The sequence below is a fragment of the Pseudoalteromonas sp. S2893 genome, from assembly GCF_005887105.1.
Lineage (GTDB): Bacteria > Pseudomonadota > Gammaproteobacteria > Enterobacterales > Alteromonadaceae > Pseudoalteromonas > Pseudoalteromonas atlantica.
In genome coordinates this window covers 50,640-75,036 of record NZ_PNCY01000010.1, presented here as the reverse complement: position 1 = coordinate 75,036, position 24,397 = coordinate 50,640, and the positions used below count along the sequence as shown (strand labels likewise).

Genomic DNA, 24,397 nt, shown 5'->3' with positions numbered 1-24,397 from the left:
GTGGCTATGAATACGTTAATTTTAATAAGTCTCGCTATTAGCGAGTTTTTAGAATCACTTAGCTTTAGTGTTTCAATAAATGATTACTTTATACTCATTAGTATTTTTGTGTTATTTATATTTATTAATAAAAATAATGTTATAAGCAATAACAATGAACTAGGGGTACTGGCATGAGTACAACAAATACGCTTTCAAAGCCCAGTAATAAAAAGTTTTGGGAATACGCACCTTTAATTTTTACTGGATTTTATTTGCTTCCGACTCTTTTTAATCTATCTAACTTGCCAGTCAATACCATTGTAATGAGTGTGGCGTTTTATATTGTATTTATTTTGCTTTACATAAAAGCCATGCACTGTGAAACAAAGCGTATAACAACGCTGTTTGTTATTATGTTAGTGGTGTGTTTTAGCGCCACATTTTATACCACAGGTACCTCTACATTATTTGGTTTTATCGCGTTTATAGCTGGTGAGTCATACGCTAAAAAAAGCAGATTATATGCCGTTTTTAGCCTTATATTTACGGTGGCGTTAAGCGCCTATTTAGCAGATATAGCAAACATAAAATACTTTTTAGCCGGCACTTTATTAATATCAGGAGCGCTGTTGGCCTTTGGCATTGCAACCCAAAAAGAGCGCCTGCATAAAAAGCGCGAACAAGAAAGCGCTAACCAATTAGAGCAATTAGCTGCCATTGCTGAGCGTGAACGAATAGCGCGCGACCTACACGATATTTTAGGCCACTCACTATCATCTATTGCTTTAAAAGCTGAGCTTGCTAATAAGCTAAATCAAGGAGAGCGCTACGAACAAGCCAATAACGAAATAGCACAAGTAGCAGATCTAGCAAGGCAGTTACTTAGCGATGTAAGAAACGCCGTAAGCGATTTAAAACAACTTAATTTAATAAGCCAAATAGCCCAGCTTAAACAAAGGCTAATAGAGCAAGACTTTAACGTTAACTTTAATGTTGTATTAAATACCTTACCCCCTAAAGTAGAAGGGATCGCAGGGCTTATAATTAAAGAAGCGGTAACTAATTTATTACGCCATAGCAGTAATAAAAACGCCGAAATAAGTATAGAGCAAACACAGCATCAGCTGCATATAAGTGTGGTTGATAACGCACCTTGCATCACGTTAAACGCAGGTAACGGTTTAAATGGTATTAAAGAGCGTGCAGAGCAACTTAATGGCCATGCCGCGTTTACCTGTGGCGAGAAGTTTACTTTAAACGTAATGCTGCCAATTTCAGCTAAGGATTAACAATGATCAAAGTATATTTAGTGGAAGATCAAGCACTCGTGCGCGACGCAGTAGGGGCATTGTTAAGCCTTGATTTTAATATTGAAGTGATAGGCCAAGCCAGTAACGGCCAAGATGCCCTTAATGCAATAAAAGCACTGGCCGATGAGGCATTGCCAGACATAATTTTAACCGATATTGAAATGCCACACATGAGCGGTATAGAGCTAAGTGAGCAAATAGCGGCCACGTTCCCAACCATTAAAATGGTTATTATGACCACGTTTTCGCGAGCTGGTTATATTAGGCGCTCGCTCACCCTAGGCGTTAAAGGTTTCATTTTAAAAGAAGCGCCAAGTGATGAGCTTATCAATGCACTTAAAAAAGTAATGCAAGGGCAAAAGGTTATAGACCCAGAGCTTGCCATTAACGCGCTTGATGATGCCGACCCGCTCACCGATAAAGAGCGCAAAGCACTTAAGCTTGCAAGCGATGGCTTAAAAACAAGCGACATAGCCAAACAGCTGTTTATAAGCGAAGGCACAACACGTAATTATTTATCCGATGCTATCGCAAAACTCAATGCCACTAACCGCGTAGATGCAGCGCGTATTGCAAAGCAAAAAGGCTGGTTATAATCGCACTTATATTAAGTGCTGATTAAGGCCATTAAGCGTATGTTTTACTTATTAAAGCGGTTTATTAAAAGTTTCATACGCTTTTACCTGTCTCATTTTACGTATATGGGTTAAAATACCTACATAACCAACTAACAAGATAGTGAATGTCAAACCAAGATCCAAATCTCAGCCGAGAACAAGAAAAGTACGAAAACCCAGTCCCTAGTCGTGAGTTTATACTTACTCACCTTCAAGAGCGTTCAAAACCTGCTAACTTCACGCAACTTTGTGATGAATTAGCTGTAAACGATACCGAACGCCAAATTGCATTTAAGCGCCGCCTTCGTGCCATGGAGCGCGATGGCCAATTGTATTTTAATAAGTTTAAATGTTACGCCCTAATTGACGAAGCCGGTTTAACCAAAGGCAAAGTAATTGGCCACAGAGACGGTTTTGGCTTTTTAGAAGTTGAAGGCGAGAGCAAAGATTGGTTTATAGCCAAGCATCAAATGAACATGGTGCTGCACGGCGACATCGTACTTGCTAAAGGCACAAAACGTGGCTCAGGCTCAAAATGTGATGCCCGCATAATTAAAGTACTTACCAACGAGCGCGCACCTATTGTAGGGCGTTACTTTGTTGAGCATGGTATTGCAGTTGTTGTAGCCGAAGACCCACGTATTACCCAAGATATTATTATTCTGCCAGGCAGTGAAAACGGCGCGCGCCATAACCAAATGGTGCAAGTGCAAATCACTCAAAACCCTAGCCGTAACATGAACGCGGTAGGTAAAATTATTGACGTACTGGGCGAGCATTTAGCGCCAGGTATGGAAATTGAAGTGGCACTGCGCAATCACGATATTCCTCATGTTTGGCCAGAAGAAGTGGAAGAACAAGTTGCTCATTTAGGTGAATTTGTTGATGAAGCCGACAAACAAGGCCGTGTAGATTTACGCGACCTGCCACTGGTCACCATAGATGGTGAAGACGCCCGCGACTTTGATGATGCCGTATATTGTGAGCGTAAAAAATCTGGCGGCTGGCGCTTATGGGTAGCCATTGCCGATGTATCGCATTATGTAGGTATGAACACGCCGCTAAATAAAGAAGCGATTGCTCGTGGTAACTCAGTGTATTTTCCTGAGCAAGTAATTCCAATGCTGCCAAAAGTGTTGTCGAACGGTTTATGTTCGCTTAACCCTAAAGTAGACCGCCTTTGTATGGTGGCCGAAATGACGGTATCAGACGCAGGTAAGCTTTCGGGTTATAAGTTTTACGAAGCGGTGATGAACTCACATGCGCGTTTAACCTACACCAAAGTAAATGCCATTTTACAAGGCGATGAAAAACTGCGCGAAGAATACGCACCCGTTGTGCCACATTTAACTGACTTACAGCAAATGTATATGGCACTTAAATCGGCGCGCCAAACCCGTGGTGCTATTGAGTTTGAAACGCTCGAGACGCGTTTTGTATTTAACGCACACCGTAAAATAGAATCAATTGTGCCGGTTGTTCGTAACGACGCGCACAAACTGATTGAAGAATGTATGATTTTAGCCAATGTATCGGCGGCTAAACTATTAGAAAAACACGAAGCCAGTGCGCTTTACCGTGTGCACGATGAGCCAGATCAAGAAAAACTAGGTAACTTTACTCAGTTTTTAAGTGAACTTGGCATTCAAAGCACATTAAGCGATGAGCCAACACCGAAAGAAATTACCCAAGTGTTAGCCCGTTTAGGCGACCGCCCTGAGGCCGAGCTTATTCAAACCATGCTACTTCGTTCAATGAAGCAAGCGGTTTATCAGCCAGACAACATAGGCCACTTTGGCTTAGCGCTGCCTGCGTACGCACACTTTACCTCACCGATTCGCCGTTACCCTGATTTAGTGGTACACCGTGCAATTAAAGCGGTAATAAAAGCACAAGGTCAGCAAACATCGGGCGCATACGCGTACACCGATGATGAAGTAGACCAACTAGGCGAGCAGTGTTCAACCACCGAGCGCCGCGCAGACGACGCAACGCGTGAAGTTGCCGACTGGCTTAAATGTGAGTTTATGCAAGACCACGTGGGTGATGAGTTTAATGGGGTTATTTCATCCGTTACTAACTTTGGTTTATTTATACGCCTAGACGACTTACAAATTGATGGCCTGATCCATGTTACTAATTTAGGTGATGAATACTTCCATCATGATGGTGCAAAACACACCCTAATTGGCGAGCATACACATACCGTTTACCGCCTTGGCGATAAAGTAACGGTACAAGTTGCTTCGGTAAGTTTAGATGAGCGCCGTATAAATTTAACGCTAAGTGGTGATGTAGCTCAAGATAGATACGCGCGTCGCCGTGGCTCAGCTAAAGGAGCAGGGCGCGGTAAATCAAGCCATGCACCAGCAAGTGTAAGATCGCAGCTTAAAGCGGGTAAAATCCCTGGCAAAAACACATCAGGCGATGAAAAACCCAAAGCTGGTAAAAAACCAGCCAGTAAAAGCAAAGGCAAACCAGCGGGTAAGTCTGGCGCAAAGCCAGCCGGTAAAAAAGCCGCTGAAACCACCGCTAAGAAAAAACCGAAAAAAAAGGCAGTTAAAAAGCCTAAAAGACCAGGCAAAAATGCCCGTAAACGTAATAGCCCAGGAGCAAACAATACGTGAGTAATGAATTAATTTTTGGCTTTCACTCTGTTGAAGCAATTTTAGCAAAAGAGCCAGAGCGTTTTTTAGAAATTTATGCCCTAAAAGGTCGTGATGATAAGCGCTTATCCCCGATTATTAATGAAGCACGTAAATTTGGTATTTCTGTACAATTTATGCAGCGAAAAGCGCTAGATAACAAAGCAAACGATGAGCAGCACCAAGGCATTATTGCCAATGTAAAAGCTGCGCGTGTTTACAACGAAAAAGATTTAGATGAGATCATTGCTCGCGAAGACACGCCGTTTTTATTAGTACTTGATGGCATAACCGATCCGCATAATTTAGGTGCCTGCCTACGTAGCGCAGATGCAGCAGGTGTACACGCTATAATTGTACCTAAAGATAAGTCGGCCAAGCTTAACGGCACAGCACGTAAAGTAGCCTGTGGCGCAGCCGAAACTGTACCGCTTATTCAGGTAACAAACCTGGCGCGCACGCTTCGCGAAATTAAAGACGCAGGCGTATGGGTTGTGGGCACCGCTGGCGAAACAGACACCCACGTGTTTGATGCAAACCTTACTGGGCCAATGGCAATAGTAATGGGAGCAGAGGGCGAGGGCATGCGCCGTTTAACGCGTGAGCATTGCGACGTGTTAGTTAAAATTCCGATGGCAGGCAGTGTTTCTAGCTTAAATGTATCGGTAGCCACCGGTATTTGTTTATTTGAAGTGCTACGCCAACGTAACGTAAATAACTAATATCCAGTTGCTTAATTAATATTTTTATTATTAGGCAGCAAGCGTGCCGATAGACAAAATTCGTTATTTAATCGTTTAAATGAGGGTTTTAGTTAGCGCCAGGTTTAGCTTACAAAAAGCCGAGGTTATTTTAACCTCGGCGTTTTTTATGTAGCGTAGTTGGTAATTTTACAGGTTAAGCAAATCGCCAACGCGCACTAATAGCCTAAACGTAATGCGATAAACTCAGCGAGTTTGTCTACTGCGTGCTCCGACTCCCCACCGCTTTTTATTAAGCTAATACCTATGCTACCAAGAGCTGGTAAATATTTACTTTGCGCCTGAAAATTAAGATCGCTTGGCACCGTACTTTTAGCCAGTACAGTAATACCTAAGCCTTCTTTTATGGCGGCTATTAATCCGGTTAAATCGGCATTACTGTAAACAATACGGTATTTGATATTGGCACTTTTAAGTGCATCTGTAGCGCGGCGCCTATAAATACAGCCCTCGGGCGCGGTGACTAAGGTTACTACCTCATTTTTTGCCTGTGCTAGGTCGCCCACCCATACTAGCTCGTCTTGCATAAAAATAGGGAACTTGTCTGAATTAAGGCGCTCGTTAAGCGCTAAAACAAGATCAAATTGATCTTGCCTTGAGGCCGACAGCAAATGTTTACTTAAGCGCGATTTAACCTCCAGCGATACCTCAGGATAAAGCGAGACAAAATCACCAATAATAGAGGGCAAAATACGTGCTGCAAATTCGCTAGGAATACCCAAGCGCACTTTACCGGTTATGCTTTCTGAGGTGAACTGCTGCAAAATAGCATCGTTATACTGCATCATTTGTTTTGCCATAGGCAAAAGTAGCTCACCGTACTGATTAAGCACCTGGCGCTGGCCCTGCTTTTTAAATAATTTATAACCGAGTAAATCTTCAAGGCGTTTAATTTGCAAGCTTACCGCAGGTTGCGATAATCCCAGTAGGTCGCCGGCTTTTGCAAATCCACCTACCTCAACAACCATTACAAAGGTACGCAAACTGTCGGTTGATATGTTTTTCATATTTAAAATTACAATTTATATAGCTACATATATAAGTATTATTTATCAATTGATAAATAATTACAATTTGTTGTTGTCACAGTGGCGCAATATACTTTTGGTATCAAAAATACACAGGTGTTTGTTATGACTTTTAACCCAATAATGTTTGCCCGCCACAGCAATGCTGCAAGTGCAGTTACCAATGCCGTGCAAGCAAATAACAACCTCGTTGTAATGGATTTTAGTGGCAGTGAAACCAGTGTATTTTTAAGCACTATTTTAGGGTTAGATCTCACAAAGCTTACAGCCAGCGGCTTAGGCCTAAAAGGCACGCTTGATGGTGATTTAAATTCTGATTACAGCTTTGCCGTTTATTACTTTAGCGAAACTGCATTTAGATTTGTATTACCGCACAGCGCAAGCTTGCAATTACAAGCACTGATAAACGAGCAGCAACTTCGTTTTGATATTGATTATGTACTACGTAGCGACCTTGCAACTCTTGCGCTGTGTGGAGCAAACGCATTTGATACCTTAATTAGCGCGTTTAAATTAACGCCAGGGCTGCGTTTATCTAACCCACAACTATGCTATGGCGCGCAAAGCGGCGAAGTATTTATTACCGCCATAGATAAAAACGACGAACAGCACTTTGTGTTAGTAGCCAAGCAACAAGAACTACAAAAATGGCAACAGCACTTACAAGCACAAGGTTTTGCCCTAATGCAAAACGAAGCTGCCTAATACATAAAATAACCGGTAAACATAACCGTGTTTGCCTGTTTAGTTAAATCTATTTAAGCCACGCCCGCACAGGGTTAATTTAAAAGTGAAGGAATGTTATGACTTCTAAAACTGTACTACATGCTAAGCACCTTGAAGCAGGCGCAAAAATGGTTGATTTTCATGGCTGGGAAATGCCAATCAACTACGGCTCACAAATAGAAGAACACAATGCAGTGCGTACCGATGCAGGTATGTTTGACGTATCACACATGACTATTGTTGATATTGAAGGCGAACAAGCAAAAGCATTTTTACGTAAGTTAGTAGCAAACGACGTAGCAAAATTAACCGTACCAGGTAAAGCGCTTTACACGGGCATGCTTAACGAGCAAGGCGGCGTAATAGACGATCTAATTATTTACTACTTTAGCGAAACGTTTTATCGCTTAGTGGTAAATTCTGCCACCCGCGAAAAAGATTTAGCTCACTTAGCTAAAGTATCTGCCGACTTTACAGTAACCGTAACTGAGCGCCCAGAGTTTGCAATGATTGCAGTACAAGGCCCTAACGCAAAAGCAAAAACAGCCACACTTTTAAATGCTGAGCAACAAGCAGCCGTTGAAGGCATGAAGCCATTTTTTGGCGTACAAGTGGGTGATTTATTTATTGCCACAACGGGTTATACTGGCGAAGACGGTTACGAAATTGTAGTACCGAACGAGCAAGCAGCCGATTTATGGCAACAACTGCTAGATGCAGGTGTAGCGCCAGCCGGTTTAGGTGCACGCGACACGCTACGTTTAGAAGCAGGTATGAACCTTTACGGCCTAGATATGGACGAAAGCGTATCGCCACTTGCAGCTAACATGGCATGGACCATTGCATGGGAACCAGAAGATCGTGACTTTATTGGTCGTGACGTACTTGTTAAGCAACGCGCCGAAAAAAGCACCCATAAACTTGTTGGTTTAGTGCTTGAAGAAAAAGGCGTATTGCGTAGCGGCTCAAAAGTAATTGTTGAAGGTGGTGAAGGGGTAATTACCTCAGGTACTTTCTCACCAACACTTGGTTTTAGTGTAGCCCTTGCACGTGTACCGCGTTCAACAGGGGATACAGCCCAAGTAGAAATGCGCAAAAAATTAGTTAACGTTAAAGTAGTAAAGCCTAGCTTTGTACGTAACGGCAAATCAATCATTTAAAAATTTGGTTATACCAATCACAATAATTATTGTGATTGGTATCCTCCCAATATAAACCAAAGGAACAAAATAATGAGCAATATCCCTAGCGATTTAAAATACGCCTCTTCTCACGAGTGGGTTCGCAACGAAGGTGACGGTACATTTACTGTGGGTATTTCTGAGCACGCGCAAGAGCTGCTTGGCGACATGGTATTTGTAGAACTACCAGAAGTAGGCGATGCAGTAGATGCAGGCGAAGACTGTGCAGTAGCAGAGTCGGTTAAAGCTGCATCAGACATTTACGCACCAGTTGGCGGCGAAATTGTAGCGATTAACGAAGAGCTAGAAGACGCACCAGAAACGGTTAACAACGACCCATACGGTGACGGCTGGTTATTCCGCATTAAAGCAGCTGACGAGTCAGAGCTTGAAAACCTACTTAGCGCAGAAGACTACGCTAACACAATCGACGAAGAGTAATACTCTAAGTAGATGACAAAAGCCCCATTAACAGTTTTTGGGGCTTTTATGATTTAACGGCCTACTTCCCATACACAGTACGTTATTAAATCATCACATATTTTAATCAATACTAATTACCCGTTAGTATTTAGGATCATAGGAATCTAGACGCATGTCAAACGCCAAATCTCTTGAACAGTTAGAGCAAAAGCAAGATTTTATTCGCCGCCACATTGGGCCAAGCCCAGCACAAGTAAGCGATATGCTAAGTGCTTTAGAAGTATCAAGTGTGCAAGAGCTGATCGACCAAACTGTACCTGCAAGCATTCGCTTAGCGCAGCCATTAACAGTTGGCGAAAGCCGTACTGAAGTTGAAACACTAAGCTACTTAAAATCGGTAGCAAGCAAAAATAAAGTTTTCAAATCGTACATTGGCCAAGGCTACCACCCAACGCACGTACCGCACGTAATTTTACGTAACGTACTAGAAAACCCAGGTTGGTATACTGCGTACACGCCGTACCAGCCAGAAATTGCGCAAGGGCGTTTAGAGTCGCTATTAAATTTTCAAACTATGACCCTAGATTTAACAGGCCTAGATTTAGCAAGTGCCTCGTTACTTGACGAGTCAACCGCTGCTGCCGAGGCAATGGGCCTTGCAAAACGCGTATCTAAAGCTAAAAAAGCCAATGCCTTTTTTATTGCCGACGACGTACACACACAAACTATTGACGTAGTAAGCACCCGTGCTGAGCAGTTTGGTTTTGAAATAATTGTAGGTAAAGCAGAAGATGCCGTTAACCACGACATTTTTGGCGCACTTTTCCAATACCCAACTACATCAGGTGAAGTAGTCGATATAACCGACCTAATTGCCGGCGTACAAAGCAAAAAGGCCATTGCCTGTGTTGCTGCCGACATTATGAGCTTATTACTACTAAAAGCACCGGGTAAATTGGGTGCCGACGTAGTACTTGGTTCGGCTCAGCGTTTTGGTGTACCTATGGGTTACGGCGGCCCTCACGCTGCATTTTTTGCAACGCGTGACGCATACAAACGCTCATTACCAGGGCGTATTATTGGTGTATCTAAAGACCGTTTAGGTAACGACGCACTACGTATGGCAATGCAAACGCGCGAACAACACATTCGCCGCGACAAAGCCAACTCAAACATTTGTACAGCGCAGGTACTACTTGCCAACATGGCCGCGTTTTACGCGGTGTACCACGGCCCACAAGGCTTAAAAACTATCGCGCAGCGTATACATCGCTTTGCTGATATTTTAGCAACTGGCCTAAAAGCTAAAGGTATTGCACTTAAACACAGCACCTGGTTTGATACGCTAACAGTAGTGAGCGACAGCAAAGATGACGTAATAGCGCGTGCTCTTGCCAAAGGCGTTAACTTTGCCACAAACCACAACGGCGAATACTCTATTTCGGTTTCAGAAACCACCACACGCGCCGATGTAGCTGAGCTATTTGATATTGTACTAGGTGAAGGCCATGGCCTAAGCGTAGATAGTATTACAGCCGATATTGAAGCAAACGGTAGCGACTCTATTCCAGCTAGTTTAGTACGTGATGACGAAGTATTAACGCATCCAAACTTTAACAGCTACCACAGCGAAACAGACATGCTTCGCTACATTAAGCGACTAGAAAACAAAGATTTAGCGCTTAATCACTCAATGATCTCGTTAGGTTCATGTACCATGAAACTAAACGCGACCGCTGAGATGATCCCAATTACATGGCCTGAATTTGCAAACTTGCACCCATTCTGCCCGCTCGATCAGGCCGAAGGTTACCAAATAATGATTAACGAGCTGCACGACTGGCTAGTTAACATTACTGGGTACGATGCAGTTTCACTTCAGCCAAACTCTGGCGCACAAGGTGAATACGCAGGCTTAATTGCTATTCGTAAATACCACGAGTCACGCGGCGATGCGCACCGTAACGTATGTTTAATTCCAAGCTCAGCGCACGGTACTAACCCTGCATCTGCGCAAATGGCCAGCATGAAAATTGTAGTGGTTGATTGCGATAAAAACGGTAACGTAGACATGGCCGATCTAAAAGCGAAAGCCGAAGAAGTGTCTGAAAACTTATCGTGTATTATGATCACATACCCATCTACACACGGCGTTTACGAAGAAACCATTCGCGAAATTTGTGACATTGTGCACGAGCACGGTGGCCAAGTTTACATGGACGGCGCAAACATGAACGCGCAAGTAGGCGTAACAAGCCCAGGCTTTATTGGCTCAGACGTATCGCACTTAAACTTGCACAAAACGTTTTGTATTCCGCACGGTGGCGGCGGCCCAGGTGTAGGCCCAATTGGTGTTAAATCGCACCTTGCGCCATTTATGCCAAACCACAGCGTAATTAACGTACCGGGCACAAACATTAACAACGGTGCAGTATCAGCAGCGCCTTACGGCTCAGCCGCTATTTTACCTATTTCATGGGCTTACATTACCATGATGGGCTCAGAGGGCTTAAAACAAGCCACTGAAATGGCGATCGTTAATGCTAACTACTTAACACACGAGTTAAGCCAGCACTTCCCAATTTTATACCGTGGCCGTAACAACCGCGTTGCGCACGAATGTATTGTTGACCTACGCCCACTTAAAGAGCAATCAGGCATTACTGAAATGGACGTAGCTAAGCGCTTGCAAGATTACGGCTTCCATTCACCAACCATGTCGTTCCCAGTAGCGGGCACGTTAATGATTGAGCCAACTGAATCTGAGTCAAAAGGCGAGATAGACCGCTTTATCGAAGCAATGGTGTCAATCAAAGGTGAAATCGACAAAGTAATCTCTGGCGAATGGTCAATTGAAAACAACCCACTTGTGTTTGCACCGCATACACAAGCTGACGTACTTGGTAACGAATGGGACCGCGCGTACGACCGTTTTTACGCTGCATTCCCAGTGCCTTCGGTAGCTAAAGACAAGTTTTGGCCAACCGTTACACGAATAGATGACGTGTACGGCGACCGTAACTTAGTATGTTCATGCCCAGCGGTAGAGACATATCGCGACTAAGAGTTGAGACTAACTTTTGAACTTTAATGGGTAGTAAGTTCCATTATAGTTTGAAAATTTATCAAAATTATAAAAGCCGTTGCAGCAATGCAACGGTTTTTTTGTGTTTAAGCGCTTTAGATACACAGCTTACTGTCGTTTTGGTGAAGCCCAAATAGCAGGGTAGTTATTAAATAAGTTAATAACTGAAGATGGTAAGATCAAACTACAACTTGAAAGATTGCCTAATAATTTCATGTGTGAAGTCTTGATTTGATCCTTTTCTCCTAATATTGCGACGTTGTCTATTATTAAAGTGTTCAGCTCAATTAAGCCAGTTCGAAATTTCAATTTATATTATTTTACCAATGAGCAGCTGAAAAATTAATTGCATATTATTTAATACTCGATAAAATATTTTAATATCGACAAGGACTGTGGGTAATCTTCATAATAAATTACACATTCTTCCTCCAAAAACAATCATATTTCAAAAGGTTACTGTGTCAGTCATTGACAGAATTCAAAGCTTCAGCGCGAAAATTCAGCCCTTTTTTGATCAATTTGGTGCGCACAAAGTACATCTATCTCCTGAAGTATTCGGGTGTTTAAAAAATAACGGTGAGCCTGTTGGCAATCAATTGATTTTACGTAGTCTTAGCTTCTCAGATGGTAAGCCTCGTAGAGATTTTGTTTATACAGATCCAGATGGCAGTTTTAGGTTTCCTGAAAAAACGATTCGTTCTGATGAACCCAGCGTACCATTCAAAGAAATATTTACTAACCAATACATTACCACCACCATTAATAGAAAAAAATTTATTATTTGGCGAGCGACATTAATAGGGAAAAATCCTATTAATGAATTTACCAGTAAATTAAGTTCTCTTAACGCTGATATAACTAATGAGGCTATTTTATTTAGCTTTTCTAGTAGTCGAGAAGAAATGAGTTTAGAGGGGACTTCAATTTGTCGTTGGGATAAAGATTTTGAAGTTATTGATGTTGATGAACACCTAAATCTTACTAGTGATAAAGTTAAATAAAATAAAGAAAATTATTATGATGCAAGTTTTAACTCCTTCATTAGTAGCTAGGTTTGCTGCAATATCATATTCAACTGACACAACTGATGGTGACGAGGGCTCCGCTTATTATGGAGCTTTGTCTAGACACTTTGATTTTGATAGCGATTCAGTAAAAGGCATAAGCGGCTCTATTCTAGAAAGAGTACTTCGTCATCGTACTCCGTTTGGTTGTATTGCTAAAGGGAAAACGAACGCGTATAAGGGGCAGTATGTACTAGCGCTTAGAGGCACAGCAAAAATGCGCGATTGTATTACTGATTTACACTGTGGTATTTCCACTGGTCCCAATAACCAAAGTGTACACGCAGGATTCAATCAAACATTTAACTCGCTTAAATCACAGTTAGAGCAGTATTTTTCTAATAATCCTACTGCTCCCGTTCATGTTGTTGGCCATAGTTTAGGTGGTGCATTAGCTAATTTAGCTGCTAACTGGTTGAAGCAACGCTTCAAAGTACCTGTTAAACTCTATACTTTCGGGGCTCCGCGAGTCGGACTATTGAATTTTTCAATTCATACACAAAATGTTTTACAAGGGGTTTACCGCTGTATACATGCTGGTGATCCTGTACCAATGGTGCCTGTATGGCCTTTTGTACATACTACTTATGAATATATTTTAAATTCATCCCCTTCAATATCACCAGGTGCGCATAGTATGTCTGATCCAACACCGGGGTATTTGAATACGGCATCAAAATATAGAACTTTTGAAGATATACAAAAGGGATTTGAACTACGCCACCAAGAAGCCACACGTCTTGAATTTGAAAAACGTCATCAAGCTAGTTTCACTGCCCTTTGGGCTAGGAAAATAGGTGCAGCACTTCTTGATTTTTTAAATAAGATAGGTGCGCTTAGCGCACTACAAGTTAGTGTTACAGGCTTGTTAACTGTTTACGATGCCATTGCGTCTTATTTAGCTAACGAAGTTGAAACCTCGCGAGCTTATGCTGCAGAGGTAAAAGGTATAGTAGGTCATATGTATGTTTTCTGTGGTTTACCAGCAAGTAAACTTATAGATTTTAGTTACCGTGGCATCCGTACTATTTTAAAAAAAATGCTTATTAAACTTTCTCAGCTGGCTAAATTTTCAATTGAATTAGCAAGTCATACAGCTCATTTGATGGTTTAAATAAAAACCGAGAAGGCTGTAAATAGAAAAGAAGACAAGATTTTTTGTTATTTTAATTGCAAATAAGGGCAATTTTATTGCCCTTATTTAATCGTCAGGGCCTTTTAAGGTAAACACTAAATGTTTACGCATATCTTTTAAAATCACGCCTTTTTTAAGCATTGCGGCGCTTAAGCGTTTTTGCCATTTTAATAAATCAGGCTCTGCGGCTGCTAAAGCTTGTTCGTTTTCGAACTGAAAACAAAGCAGTAGTGAACTTGGAAATAAGTGATATTCCACATCAAACCAGCATTGCACCATACCAGGGATTTCTTCGCGCCCTTGTGCTTCTAGTTTATCGGCAACGTTAAGCACAAGTGCTTGTTGTTTTACTTGCACTGCAGAGAGTTTTTTCATTATTCAAATCCAAATTAGCGGCTAATACATACAGCCAGAATGCGGGCATTATACGCAAGCTTGTAGCTATGCAACAACAGTAGGTTGGTTTGAGCGAAGCGAAACCCAACGCATAGCCAATGTAATAGCCACAGCTAAAGATAAGTACAATGCTATTTATTGTAGGCGCTTAGCTTGCTAGCGCGTTGGCCGAAAGCACAAACTTTTTGGTTTTACATGTAGAGGGAGTTTGTTTTATTTTTTTAAGCAAGAAAACGTACCTAAATTACTATTACCCCTTCCAAAAATAACGATTTTCACACCGAAAATAAAAGCGACACTATTTTGCTAAAAGCTAAAAGCTAAAAGCTAAAAGCTAAAAGTGCTCATATAGTAAACACTTTCGCCCTATGTTTTAATATTAAAAAAGGGAGGGCGTTATGCGTAAAAATCGATTTTTATTTAATAAACACGTTGTGGCAATGGCTGCGCTAGGGGCTTTAGCTGCGCCGTTACCTGTATTGAGTAACGAGCCTGGGGTATTAGTTGAGCAGCTTTGTGCTAGTTGCCATAGTTTAAACAACCTTGAGCGCAGTGCGGGTTATAGCCAAGCGGATTGGCAAACACTCATAAGTTATATGGTAGATACAGGCGAGGGCACTGCGCTTAGTAAAGATATTAGCGCGTATTTGGCCAAGCATTACCCTGTTAATAATAAGCGTGAGTCAACGGTGGTTAAAGGCGATTTAAAACTTAGCTTTAAATACTGGCAAGTGCCTACGCTTGGGCAGCGCGCTCGCGACCCTGTGCAAGGTGAAAACGGGCTTATTTGGTGGGTTGGCCAGTGGGGCAATATTTTAGGTAGGTTAAACCCTAAAACCGGTGAAATGAAAGAGTACACTTTGCCAAGTGGTACGTATGCGCACAGTGTATCGCTTGATAAAAACCAAACCCCTTGGTTTTTAGGTAATAAAAATGGCACGGTTGGGTATTTAGATTTAAAAACCGAAAAATTTAAAGTGTATAAAATGCCTGATAAAAACGCCCGTGACCCGCATACAGGCGTATTTGATGATGCGGGTATATTTTGGTTTACCCTGCAGCACAGCAACATGATTGGCAGGCTAAACCCTAAAAGCGGTGATATTAAGCTGGCTACTTTACCCACTAAAGGCTCGCGGCCTTATGGTATAAAGCTTGATTCTAGCGGGACGCCGTGGGTGTCGTGTAATGGCAGTAACTGTTTGGTTAAAGTTGATAAAAACACCATGGAGCTTAGCGAAATAAAACTCCCAGGTGCTAAAACACATACTAGGCGCCTTGCTATTACGCCTGATGATATGGTGTTTTATGTAAACTCAGGCATGGGTAAACTTGGCCGCTATAACCCCAAAAACGGTAAAATAACACAGTGGGATAATCCCAGCGGCGAAAACAGCCACCCGTATGCCATTGAATATGCTGATAATGCTATTTGGTTTAATGAGTCGGCTAAGCGCCCCGAAACGCTGGTTAGGTTTGATTTAAAAACTCAAACCATGCAAAGCTGGCAAATTCCCAGTAAAGAAGGGGTTTACTCTGGCTTAATTAGGCACATGCGTATGGGCAATAACGGCTTAATTATTCATCAAACGGCTACTAATCAATTAGCCGAAATTACTTGGTCTAAGTAATTGAGTTGATTAACGCGTTATATAAAAGCGCTAAGCGTTAGTGTATTTATTTATGTGGTAGGAGTTTTTTACAACGGTTAGCAATATTTACTGTGTAAATGAAAGCAGTAGTTTGGGGTTGTTGTTTAACTTATTGATTAATAGCAATAATTTAAGTGGTTTAGGTTTTGCTTAGTAATAGCTGTATTTTTTAAATAAATAAAGGAGTTATTATGAGCACGGTTATTACTGGGTTATTTGAAAGCGCATCACAAGCAACACTGGCTATTTATAGATTAGAAGCATTAGGTATTAATGAAGCTGATATAAGCATTGTTGCCAATGACTCATACGCAAAGGAAGACTTTGCCTTAGACGAGGGAACCAAAGCGGCTGAAGGTGGCATTGTTGGTGCAGCGTCTGGTGGTATTATTGCTGCAATTGTTGGCGGTTTTACTGCCGTAGGTACCGTGGCAACCGGTGGTACAGGTTTATTAGTAGCAGGTCCATTAGTGGCTGCATTTGCCGCGGGCGGTGCTGGTGCTGCCGTTGGCGGAAGTTTAGGCGCTGCTATTGGTGCGTTTATTCCTGAGCACGAAGTTAAATTTTACGAAGACGCCATTGAAAAAGGCTCTATATTAATTGGTGTTAAGTACAACAGCGATAACAAAAGCGCGATTGAAGAAATACTTAAAAATGCAGGCGCAAGTAGTGTGTCTACCGCGTAAAGCTAATTAGTTTAAAGTAATAAAAAAGGTGAAACTTAGTTTCACCTTTTTTTATGCTTTTTTACGTTGTACTTTAGTGGCTATTGGCTTACTTAGATTTACGTTTGTCGAGCACATAATGTACGGCCATTCTTGCCACGCCTGCACCAATGCCTGATACCACCGCCCATGTAACGGCTTCTTTAAGATCTGTATGCTCGCTTGGCTTGTCTTTTGGGGCGGGCTCGTTGGTTACCTTTTCCCACGATTTTTGTAAACTTTTTCTGGTTAGCATGCCAGCTGATGCGGCGGCTAGGCCTATACCTAGTGTTTTAATTAGTTGCTTGTTACTCATAATTCCCTCGATTGTTTAATAGCGATAGGGTCATCTATAACCCGTTTAATAACACTAGTATGTTCAGCAATTAGTATACCGATAGCGCAGCAGGCTTGGTGAGCATGGTTTATTTTAGCGTGTGCATAGGCGCGTATTTTGATTAAACGCGCTGTGCTATTGGCTTAGCGCGGTATTAGTAAATGCGCTATTAAGCGTTTAAGCTGCTTTTTTACCCGTTTTGAGCGGTACTTAGTATTAGGCGGGTGGGCGTGTTAAGCCTGTAAAGTTGTCATTTCTTTTGTAAATTTGCCCTAGTTTTTGTGCAGCGTTTAAGCAAAAACACGCAGTAAATTTTAAGTATGTGTAGTGGTTAATTATCTAGTCTTGTTTATTTTATTTTTAATCAATGCGTTACGTTTAGCGCAGGTGAAATTTTTTGCCTACAGTGAGCTTGGTATAGAGATTGTACCTAATAACTGAGCAGTCGCGTTATTTACAAAACAGATACTACATAAGGAGAGCACGATGAATTGTTTACACTTTGATTCAACCGCTAAAAAAAGCGTAACACGTATTTTTAAACCAGCTTGCGCCATATTATTTACCGCTGCAATGCTACAAAATAGCGCATTGGCGAATGTAGATGTTGATATGCATGCAGTAAGTAAGTCGGGGCAAGGTGAGTTACTTGGCACCGTTACACTGACAGAAAATGAGCACGGGGTGGTATTTACCCCAGCGCTTAAAGGCTTAACGCCTGGGCAGCATGGCTTTCATGTTCATCAATATGCTAGCTGCGAGCCAAAGCAAAAAAACGGTAAAGTTGTACCGGCCGGTGCTGCTGGTGGGCACTTTGATCCTAACAGCGCTAAACACCACGATGAACCGTGGAGTAATGGCCACCTAGGCGATTTACCTGCGTTATTTGTAAATGAGCGCGGCGAAGCTAAATCGCCTGTTTTAGCGCCAAGGCTCAAGCTTGAGCAGCTTAAACAACACGCAGTGATGATCCACAAAGGGGGCGATAATTATGCCGACGAACCCAAGAAATTAGGTGGTGGCGGTAAACGTGTTGCGTGCGGCGTAATTAAGTAATACGGAAATTATTATGCCTTATCAAAACACAAACGAGTTACCGGATTCGGTAAAAAGTAACTTACCTAAACATGCCCAAGAGATATATCAAGAGGCGTTTAATAGCGCGTGGGATACCTACGAGGACCCAAGCGATAGAAAAAACGACGACGACCGCGAAACCACAGCGCATAAAGTGGCTTGGTCTGCGGTTAAAAATAGCTACAGTAAAAATGATAATGGCAATTGGGTTAAGTCGAGTAATTAGTTACTGGTAAAAGTAAAATACCAATGCATAAAAAAGCCGCTACAAAAGTTGTAGCGGCTTTTTTATAGCACAATTAGGCTACTCGCTTTTGTGTTTGCGGCGTTTATAAAAGGCAAAACCACCCACTACACAGGCTAATATAACCGCCATAATAATAGTAAATGCCCACGGCCCAAAATTAGCAATGGCAGGAAGTGCAAGGGCTGTAACAATACCGCCGCCAACCACGGGCTCATAAAGTGGTTGTTTGTAACTAAAGGGGCGAATATGCTCGCTTGGGTTTGAGGTAGCCTGTTTTAGCATTAACAGCCCAACCGCCGTAGTGCCCATAGATTGCCCAAGCTCGCCAATTCCTCTCACTTTCCAATCTTTTGGGAAAAACCACCCACCAAAGAAAAAGTAAATAGCCGCGCTATAGGCAACCCCCACCGCGCCTAAAATTAAAATACTTTGCCAATATTTAGCAAGTACCGATAAGTTAAGCGCACCCAGTGCGGCAATTATTAGTAAATCGAGGGAGAGGTTAGAAAGCAGATTTATTTGATAGTGACTAATTAAGTTACCCATGCCTGATTTATTAAGCACTATTTGCACCACTAAACCCACCATCATCGCAATGGGGAATAAAGGCATGTACTCAAGTATTTTTACCGATGAATCGGCAAAAAGGTTTTTTTCGGCTACTTGTAAGCCACTAAGAATAAGCCAAGCAACAATTACAACCGTGCCTAAAATAGCAAAGTGCAGGCCAAATGGGCGGTCTTTTACTTCTACTTTTTCGTCGTGGCTAATTTCAAGTTCTTGGTCGCCCCCATCGGTGCGGTTAGACATAATAGTCCCTAATATGATGGCGCTTATAAGGCCTATTGTTGCTATACCTAACCCCAAGTCCATACCTTTTGCAAAATCGATACTTTCAAAAGTGGATTGCAGGCCAGCTACGGTGCCATGCCCGCCCTGAAATCCCACCGCAATGAGTGCGCCGGCAACTTCGTTGGTATCAAATAAAGGGGCAAGTACTAATAATGCCGTGATCATACCCACCACATATTGGCCTATGGCAATGCTGTAGCCAAAGCTTAAATTGGGTAGGCTTTGGTTTAGCGATTGTTTAATTGTAGGTATTTTTTTACCTAAAAATAAACCTGCAAACACCACTACAATTAAATACCCTGGTAGCTCCTTCCATATGCTTGTGACCTTTTCATCTATCCATAAATTAGTGCCTTGGAGCGACAAATTAATATGCTCACCGAGTAATTGTGGCCCTAATAAAAGAGCCAATACGCCAGCAATTAACGATGAGGGCACAATTAAGCCCCTTAAAAGTGTGTACTTAATTAAATTACCTAGCGTTAAAAAAAAGGCCAGTAGTAGTAACGACTTAAAAAATATAGCTATATCCATAACTGATTTAACCTATGTTTTATGCTCCTTTAAACTACTCACTAATAAAAAGAACTATACATGTTTGAGTGCTAAATACGCTAAGTAGCAATATATATTCCAGCGATTTTTAAATTTTAAGTGATTGATAATTCTATTTTAAATATTTAATGCTGAATTGAGTGCAACGGCTTTACAGAGTGTTTGTATAATTTTCAAACTAAAGTGTTAGGTAAATACACAGAGAGTGCGCTAAACACTCGTGTGAGTTTCGCTTAAATGTGCGTTACTATTTGGCAAAATTAAGTTTGTTTAAACCCATTGGGATTACGTTGAATTATTTAGCTCACCTTTACTTAGCAAAGCCTACAGCCGATTCACACTTTGGCAATTTATTAGGTGATTTTGGTGGACGCAGGCACGCAGAATACCTGCCCAATAGCGTTAAAAGCGCGCTAGAAAACCATTACTTAGTTGATAAATTTACCGACTCACACGCTTTAGTAAAAACCACTAAACAGTACTTTTCGCCCGAGCGAAAGCGCTTTGCAGGCGTAGCGATTGACGTGCTGTTTGATCACTTTTTAATTAGGCATTGGCAGCAATTTAATAAACACCCTTTAAATGATTTTAAACGCAGCAGCTACGCACTTTTAAATGAGCGCATAGCAGTTATGCCACCGCGCATGCAGCATGTTGTAACCAGCATGACTACAAACGATTGGTTTAAAGAATACGAAACTATAGAAGGGGTAGGGCTTGCGCTTGATAACATAGCCAAACGCATTCGTTTTACTAATAACTTTACCGGTTCCGCTGAGGATATAGCGCAAAACTACCATGAGTTAGAATCGGTATTTTTAGCATTTTTCCCTGAGTTAATTGAACATGTTAATGAACACGCCTTAGAAAGGGCATATTAAAAACAATGCTTAAATGTGTTTAATATTGAACGTGCATTATTACGTGTACTGCTAGTTTATTTTTTAAATTTCGCGGCTCTATTATTGCCATTTGTATAGCTTAAAGGATTAACTAAATATGGGTTTTTCTACGATTTTGGTCACGTTATTAGGCCAGCTTTGGTATTTTATACCGCTGTTTATTTGTATTGGGGTTTTTAAAACACCTTGGTTTAAAGGAGCGATGGGAGAGTGGCAAGTTAATGTGCTAATTAAACTGTTTTTAAATAAGGCAGATTACACGTTAATTAAAAATGTGACACTGCCTACTTTTGAAAACGGCATTGAAAATGGCACTACGCAAATTGATCATATTATTGTGTCTGAGTTTGGTGTGTTTGTGGTGGAAACTAAAAACATGAAAGGTTGGATTTTTGGTTCAGCGAATCAAAAAATATGGACACAAAAAATTTTTAAACACTCATCAAAATTTCAAAACCCACTGCATCAAAACTACAAGCATTTAAAAACACTTGAGTCGTGTTTAAACATAAACAGTCACGCATTATTTTCGGTTATTATTTTTATTGGCGACAGCACATTTAAAACTAAACTACCTGAAAATGTTAGGTTTGCACGCGGCGGTATTGAGTACATTAAAAGTAAAACCGAGCGAGTACTTAGTGCTAATACTAAAAACGATATAGTAAATACAATTGAAAGCGGAAAATTAAAACCAAGTTTTAAAACAAATCGCCAACATGTAAGCCATGTAAAAACGCTTATTGAACAAAAGCAGGCGCTAAAAAAAGAACGCTCAGAAACTCAGGTATGCTCACGTTGCGGTGAGAAAATGGTACTACGTAAAGCAAAGAAAGGTACTAATATAGGAAATACGTTCTTTGGCTGTAGTGCATTTCCTAAATGTAGAAATAGTGTTGAGATTTAAAAGGAAGTAGATTTTATGCCTGATGTAACGGCACTGTTTTATATAGCTATTATGGCTTTTTATTTATTACACAAAAACGAAGAAGCCAAAATATTAGTTCCCGTTATTGGCTTTGCAGCAATCCCCCTTTTTAGTAACGATTACTGGCAATGGTTTCAGCTTAGTGCGGCACTGAGTGTTGTGGTTATAGTGATTGAAAAAGAGAAAGCAGGGTATACCGGCGGCGGTGCTGTTTCGGCATTTGCTGCATTTTTTATCGGCGCTTTATTAGTTAGTATTTTTATACACGCGACTTCGTCTGCGGTTACTAGTTTAAACTCTACAAACTTTAATTTTAAACATCCACTAAGTTACGCGTGGCCTAGGGAGGTTGTAATTTTATATGCGTCTGCGTTTATAGCTGCATTGCTTGGGATATTGTTTAACGTTCGTATGCTTGTAGCTTTTTATGGCGCAGTAATTATTGCGTGTTTACTTGCTGTTTTACCTCACTTTTGTGGCTCTTTTTTATATGGCTTAGCATTAAGTGTAATTATTATTGTAGTTACTTTTGCCGTGGCATTTATTAAAAAGGCACAAGAAGAAGCACGCTTTATATTTGCTTATATTGGTGTAGGGTTAATACAAGTGAGCTGTTTGGTTAAGTACTTTAGCTAACTATTTTTTGAACGACTGCTCAAGTTGTGGTTTAATTGTAGCTACTACTTTTAGGAGCGTTTTATGATCAAATTTTATTTTCACCATACACCTAACCCAATGAAGGTTGCTTTGTTTTTAGAAGAAACAGGGCTGCCGTTTGAACTTGTGCCACTTGATACTTTAAAAGGTGAGCAACACACACCTGAGTTTAAAGCCATCAATCCTAATGCAAAAGCACCAGCCATTGTTGATGGTGAAACTCGTGTGTTTGATTCGAACGCTATATTAATGTACCTAAGTGAAAAACACGGTAAGTTAGCAGGTAAGCCAGAGAATCGCGCCGAAATGCTTTCATGGTTAATGTTTATTGCATCTGGCCTTGGGCCGTATTCGGGGCAAAGTGTACACTTTAGACACATGGCGCCTGAAGGGCTTGATTACGCCGTTAACCGCTACTTGCGTGAAGCGCAGCGCCATTACGAAGTGCTTGATGCACACCTTGAAGGTCGCGACTTTATTGTGGGTGGTGAATACACCATTGCTGATGTATCTGCTTGGGGTTGGATTGATAAAGCGCCAGTAGTACTTGGTGAAGAAGGCCTAGCACCATACCCTAATTTAAAACGTTGGTTTGAAAGCATTGATAGCCGCCCAGCGGTTGCGCGTGCACGCAAAATTGGCACCGATGTCGCCTTTAAAAAAGAGTTTGATGAAGAAGCCAAACGTGCGTTTTTCCCATCTAACTACCCGAAGAGCTAACGCTTAAAAGTAAAAAAGGGCAATTAATATTGCCCTTTTTTTATGTATATTAATTGCTTAGCTTTATTATAATGCCACTAAGCTTTGCGTGAGCATTGCTTTAATTTGTTTAACTATGTTGGCTTCTGTTTCGGGTTCAAATTGTTGAATACGCGGGGTATGGATATGCCCAGTAGGAATGCTTGAATTTAGCGCGTCACGCAGTCGAATACTACGATACGATATTTCGTTAGACAAATAACCACCCCCGCCGCCATTTACCGCAACACTGTTTTTAAGCGCGCCGTACGAGCCCGCTTTAAAGGTTTTATTAAGTGTAGTTACTTCGAGGTTGTCGATTACTTTATATGGGCCTTTGGCGTTTTGCATGGCGCTTACTGGTAGGCTAAATTTTACAAATTCATTACCAGGCAGTGGGCGGCCATTTAACTTGGGAATAACAGGGCTTGTTTGCGTACCGCCGTAGACAATATTGGCGTTATCTGGCGCGGTTACGCTGCGGCGTTTACCAGGAAAGTGCTCTAAATCAAACTCGGTTCTGCCCATGCTAACCGTTACAACCATGTCGACGTTATTAAGTGCGTAGTAGGGGGCAAGGAGTGATTCTATTATACCTTGGTCAAAGTCTTCGTAGCGTACTGGTACCATAACCGTGTTAATTTCGGCGCTAACGCCATTGTAATTAATAACTTGGCCGTCGAGTAACAATGCGGCGACCCCAGATGGGTTACTTTGGTTGATATTTTTGTCGAGTAAAAAAGGGTCAAATCCGGTAAGTATAATTTTTTTATCACTACCTGATGAAAAAGCTAAATCGGTGCGGCCTCGGCTGCCCTCTTCAAGCATGCTTAGCAGCGTATTTATTTGCGCGTCAGATAGCTCAACGTTAGCTGCGGTTGTACGTATTATTTTGCTTGAAAGCAAGCGCGCCCAGTAAAGTGCTCGGTCGTCGTAATTGTTAGTTTTAATGATGCGTTGCTTAGCGCTTTCCCACAGCTCAAAACTATAGGTTTGAATGAGCTGCTTTGCCTCTTTAAAGTTATTGAGTGCTTTAAACTGTTGCTCAAAGGTGGTTACTTCTTTATTAAAGGCGTTTAACACAGTGGGCATAGCTGTTTGTGCTTTGCTGATGCGTTGTTCTTCAACGGTGAGTGGATTACTTAAAGCTGCGAATGAAGAGGCAATTAAGCTGGTTGCTAGTAATACTTTGATCATGATACTCCTAATTAAGCCGTTGTTATTTGAGTAACTTACTATCCTACTATTAAACAGTGAGGGCAATTATTTAAAGTTGAATTAACTGATATCTGGTACGGATGGAATGTTACATTATTACATTTTGATGAATTTAGCAAAGCGCCGCACTTCTAGCGGGTTATTTCCTTTACTATAGATTTAATAAAAAACACG

General features: G+C 41.4%; 24 protein-coding genes. 19 read left to right on the top strand and 5 right to left on the bottom strand.

Going from position 1 to position 24,397, the window contains the following annotated elements:
- The first annotated feature begins 6 nt into the window (after positions 1–6).
- From CWC04_RS19655 to rlmB, 5 genes are all read left to right on the top strand, one after another.
- Positions 7–177, top strand: a complete 171-nt coding sequence (locus tag CWC04_RS19655) for a hypothetical protein (protein WP_004587600.1) — start codon at positions 7–9, stop codon at positions 175–177.
- Entirely contained in the window at positions 174–1,271 is a 1,098-nt protein-coding gene (locus CWC04_RS05920; protein WP_138684893.1) for a sensor histidine kinase, read from the top strand. Before CWC04_RS19655 ends, CWC04_RS05920 begins: the two co-directional genes overlap by 4 nt.
- Before the next feature lie 2 nt (positions 1,272–1,273).
- Positions 1,274–1,888, top strand: a complete 615-nt coding sequence (locus CWC04_RS05915; protein WP_138684892.1) for a response regulator transcription factor — start codon at positions 1,274–1,276, stop codon at positions 1,886–1,888.
- A gap of 146 nt (positions 1,889–2,034) precedes the next feature.
- Positions 2,035–4,536 carry a ribonuclease R gene (gene rnr, locus CWC04_RS05910; protein ID WP_029772011.1) on the top strand — a complete coding sequence of 834 codons (2,502 nt, stop codon included), beginning with the start codon at positions 2,035–2,037 and terminating at the stop codon, positions 4,534–4,536.
- Positions 4,533–5,276 (top strand): 23S rRNA (guanosine(2251)-2'-O)-methyltransferase RlmB, encoded by a 744-nt coding sequence (gene rlmB / locus CWC04_RS05905; protein ID WP_029772012.1) that lies wholly within the window; start codon positions 4,533–4,535, stop codon positions 5,274–5,276. The genes rnr and rlmB overlap by 4 nt, the downstream gene beginning before the upstream one ends.
- Positions 5,277–5,473: 197 nt before the next feature.
- On the opposite strand, the gene CWC04_RS05900 is transcribed toward rlmB, so the two are convergent.
- Positions 5,474–6,322 carry a LysR family transcriptional regulator gene (locus tag CWC04_RS05900; RefSeq protein WP_054982828.1) on the bottom strand — a complete coding sequence of 283 codons (849 nt, stop codon included), beginning with the start codon at positions 6,320–6,322 and terminating at the stop codon, positions 5,474–5,476.
- Positions 6,323–6,448: 126 nt separating this feature from the next.
- Here CWC04_RS05900 and CWC04_RS05895 point away from each other — a divergent pair, with 126 nt between their 5' ends.
- The 6 genes from CWC04_RS05895 (at position 6,449) to CWC04_RS05870 (ending at position 13,939) form a co-directional block, all read left to right on the top strand.
- Positions 6,449–7,048 (top strand): hypothetical protein, encoded by a 600-nt coding sequence (locus CWC04_RS05895; protein WP_004587594.1) that lies wholly within the window; start codon positions 6,449–6,451, stop codon positions 7,046–7,048.
- A gap of 98 nt (positions 7,049–7,146) precedes the next feature.
- On the top strand, positions 7,147–8,229 hold the full coding sequence (gcvT, locus tag CWC04_RS05890; protein ID WP_004587593.1) for a glycine cleavage system aminomethyltransferase GcvT: 1,083 nt from the start codon (positions 7,147–7,149) through the stop codon (positions 8,227–8,229).
- A 72-nt stretch (positions 8,230–8,301) separates the two neighbouring features.
- Complete coding sequence (gcvH, locus tag CWC04_RS05885; RefSeq protein ID WP_138577790.1) at positions 8,302–8,691, top strand: glycine cleavage system protein GcvH; 390 nt, start codon at positions 8,302–8,304, stop codon at positions 8,689–8,691.
- A 154-nt stretch (positions 8,692–8,845) separates the two neighbouring features.
- Entirely contained in the window at positions 8,846–11,737 is a 2,892-nt protein-coding gene (gcvP, locus tag CWC04_RS05880) for an aminomethyl-transferring glycine dehydrogenase (RefSeq protein ID WP_138684891.1), read from the top strand.
- 482 nt (positions 11,738–12,219) lie between these two features.
- Positions 12,220–12,762, top strand: coding sequence for a DUF6795 domain-containing protein (locus CWC04_RS05875; RefSeq protein ID WP_138684890.1), 543 nt, complete (start codon positions 12,220–12,222; stop codon positions 12,760–12,762).
- A gap of 16 nt (positions 12,763–12,778) precedes the next feature.
- Complete coding sequence (locus tag CWC04_RS05870; RefSeq protein ID WP_249326058.1) at positions 12,779–13,939, top strand: lipase family protein; 1,161 nt, start codon at positions 12,779–12,781, stop codon at positions 13,937–13,939.
- A gap of 87 nt (positions 13,940–14,026) precedes the next feature.
- Here CWC04_RS05870 and CWC04_RS05865 read toward each other — a convergent pair whose 3' ends face one another.
- Positions 14,027–14,335 carry a hypothetical protein gene (locus tag CWC04_RS05865; RefSeq protein ID WP_138684889.1) on the bottom strand — a complete coding sequence of 103 codons (309 nt, stop codon included), beginning with the start codon at positions 14,333–14,335 and terminating at the stop codon, positions 14,027–14,029.
- A gap of 419 nt (positions 14,336–14,754) precedes the next feature.
- Between CWC04_RS05865 and CWC04_RS05860 the strand changes: the two genes are divergently transcribed.
- Together CWC04_RS05860 and CWC04_RS05855 are read left to right on the top strand one after the other, a co-directional pair.
- Complete coding sequence (locus CWC04_RS05860) at positions 14,755–15,987, top strand: Vgb family protein (RefSeq protein ID WP_138684888.1); 1,233 nt, start codon at positions 14,755–14,757, stop codon at positions 15,985–15,987.
- Positions 15,988–16,199: 212 nt separating this feature from the next.
- Positions 16,200–16,694, top strand: coding sequence for a hypothetical protein (locus tag CWC04_RS05855; RefSeq protein ID WP_054982822.1), 495 nt, complete (start codon positions 16,200–16,202; stop codon positions 16,692–16,694).
- Positions 16,695–16,782: 88 nt separating this feature from the next.
- Here CWC04_RS05855 and CWC04_RS05850 read toward each other — a convergent pair whose 3' ends face one another.
- Positions 16,783–17,028, bottom strand: coding sequence for a DUF4235 domain-containing protein (locus CWC04_RS05850; protein ID WP_004587585.1), 246 nt, complete (start codon positions 17,026–17,028; stop codon positions 16,783–16,785).
- 507 nt (positions 17,029–17,535) lie between these two features.
- On the opposite strand from CWC04_RS05850, the gene sodC reads away from it, so the two are divergent.
- The gene (gene sodC / locus CWC04_RS05845; RefSeq protein ID WP_096740151.1) at positions 17,536–18,105 is read left to right on the top strand and encodes a superoxide dismutase family protein; all 570 of its coding nucleotides are present in this window, start codon (positions 17,536–17,538) and stop codon (positions 18,103–18,105) included.
- A 13-nt stretch (positions 18,106–18,118) separates the two neighbouring features.
- Positions 18,119–18,352 (top strand): ChaB family protein, encoded by a 234-nt coding sequence (locus CWC04_RS05840; protein ID WP_054982821.1) that lies wholly within the window; start codon positions 18,119–18,121, stop codon positions 18,350–18,352.
- A 78-nt stretch (positions 18,353–18,430) separates the two neighbouring features.
- On the opposite strand, the gene CWC04_RS05835 is transcribed toward CWC04_RS05840, so the two are convergent.
- Positions 18,431–19,759, bottom strand: a complete 1,329-nt coding sequence (locus tag CWC04_RS05835) for a sodium/glutamate symporter (protein WP_004587582.1) — start codon at positions 19,757–19,759, stop codon at positions 18,431–18,433.
- Between the two features lie 311 nt (positions 19,760–20,070).
- Between CWC04_RS05835 and CWC04_RS05830 the strand changes: the two genes are divergently transcribed.
- The 4 genes from CWC04_RS05830 to CWC04_RS05815 all read left to right on the top strand — a co-directional run bounded on the left by CWC04_RS05830 (position 20,071) and on the right by CWC04_RS05815 (position 22,987).
- Complete coding sequence (locus CWC04_RS05830; RefSeq protein WP_138684887.1) at positions 20,071–20,661, top strand: acyl carrier protein phosphodiesterase; 591 nt, start codon at positions 20,071–20,073, stop codon at positions 20,659–20,661.
- A gap of 118 nt (positions 20,662–20,779) precedes the next feature.
- Positions 20,780–21,589, top strand: a complete 810-nt coding sequence (locus CWC04_RS05825) for an NERD domain-containing protein (protein WP_138684886.1) — start codon at positions 20,780–20,782, stop codon at positions 21,587–21,589.
- Positions 21,590–21,604: 15 nt separating this feature from the next.
- Entirely contained in the window at positions 21,605–22,246 is a 642-nt protein-coding gene (locus CWC04_RS05820; RefSeq protein ID WP_138684885.1) for a hypothetical protein, read from the top strand.
- Between the two features lie 63 nt (positions 22,247–22,309).
- Positions 22,310–22,987 carry a glutathione S-transferase family protein gene (locus CWC04_RS05815; RefSeq protein WP_138684884.1) on the top strand — a complete coding sequence of 226 codons (678 nt, stop codon included), beginning with the start codon at positions 22,310–22,312 and terminating at the stop codon, positions 22,985–22,987.
- A 66-nt stretch (positions 22,988–23,053) separates the two neighbouring features.
- Here CWC04_RS05815 and CWC04_RS05810 read toward each other — a convergent pair whose 3' ends face one another.
- Positions 23,054–24,202: a PA0049 C-terminal domain-containing protein gene (locus CWC04_RS05810; protein WP_138684883.1), complete on the bottom strand. Its 1,149-nt coding sequence runs from the start codon at positions 24,200–24,202 to the stop codon at positions 23,054–23,056.
- Positions 24,203–24,397: the final 195 nt, after the last annotated feature.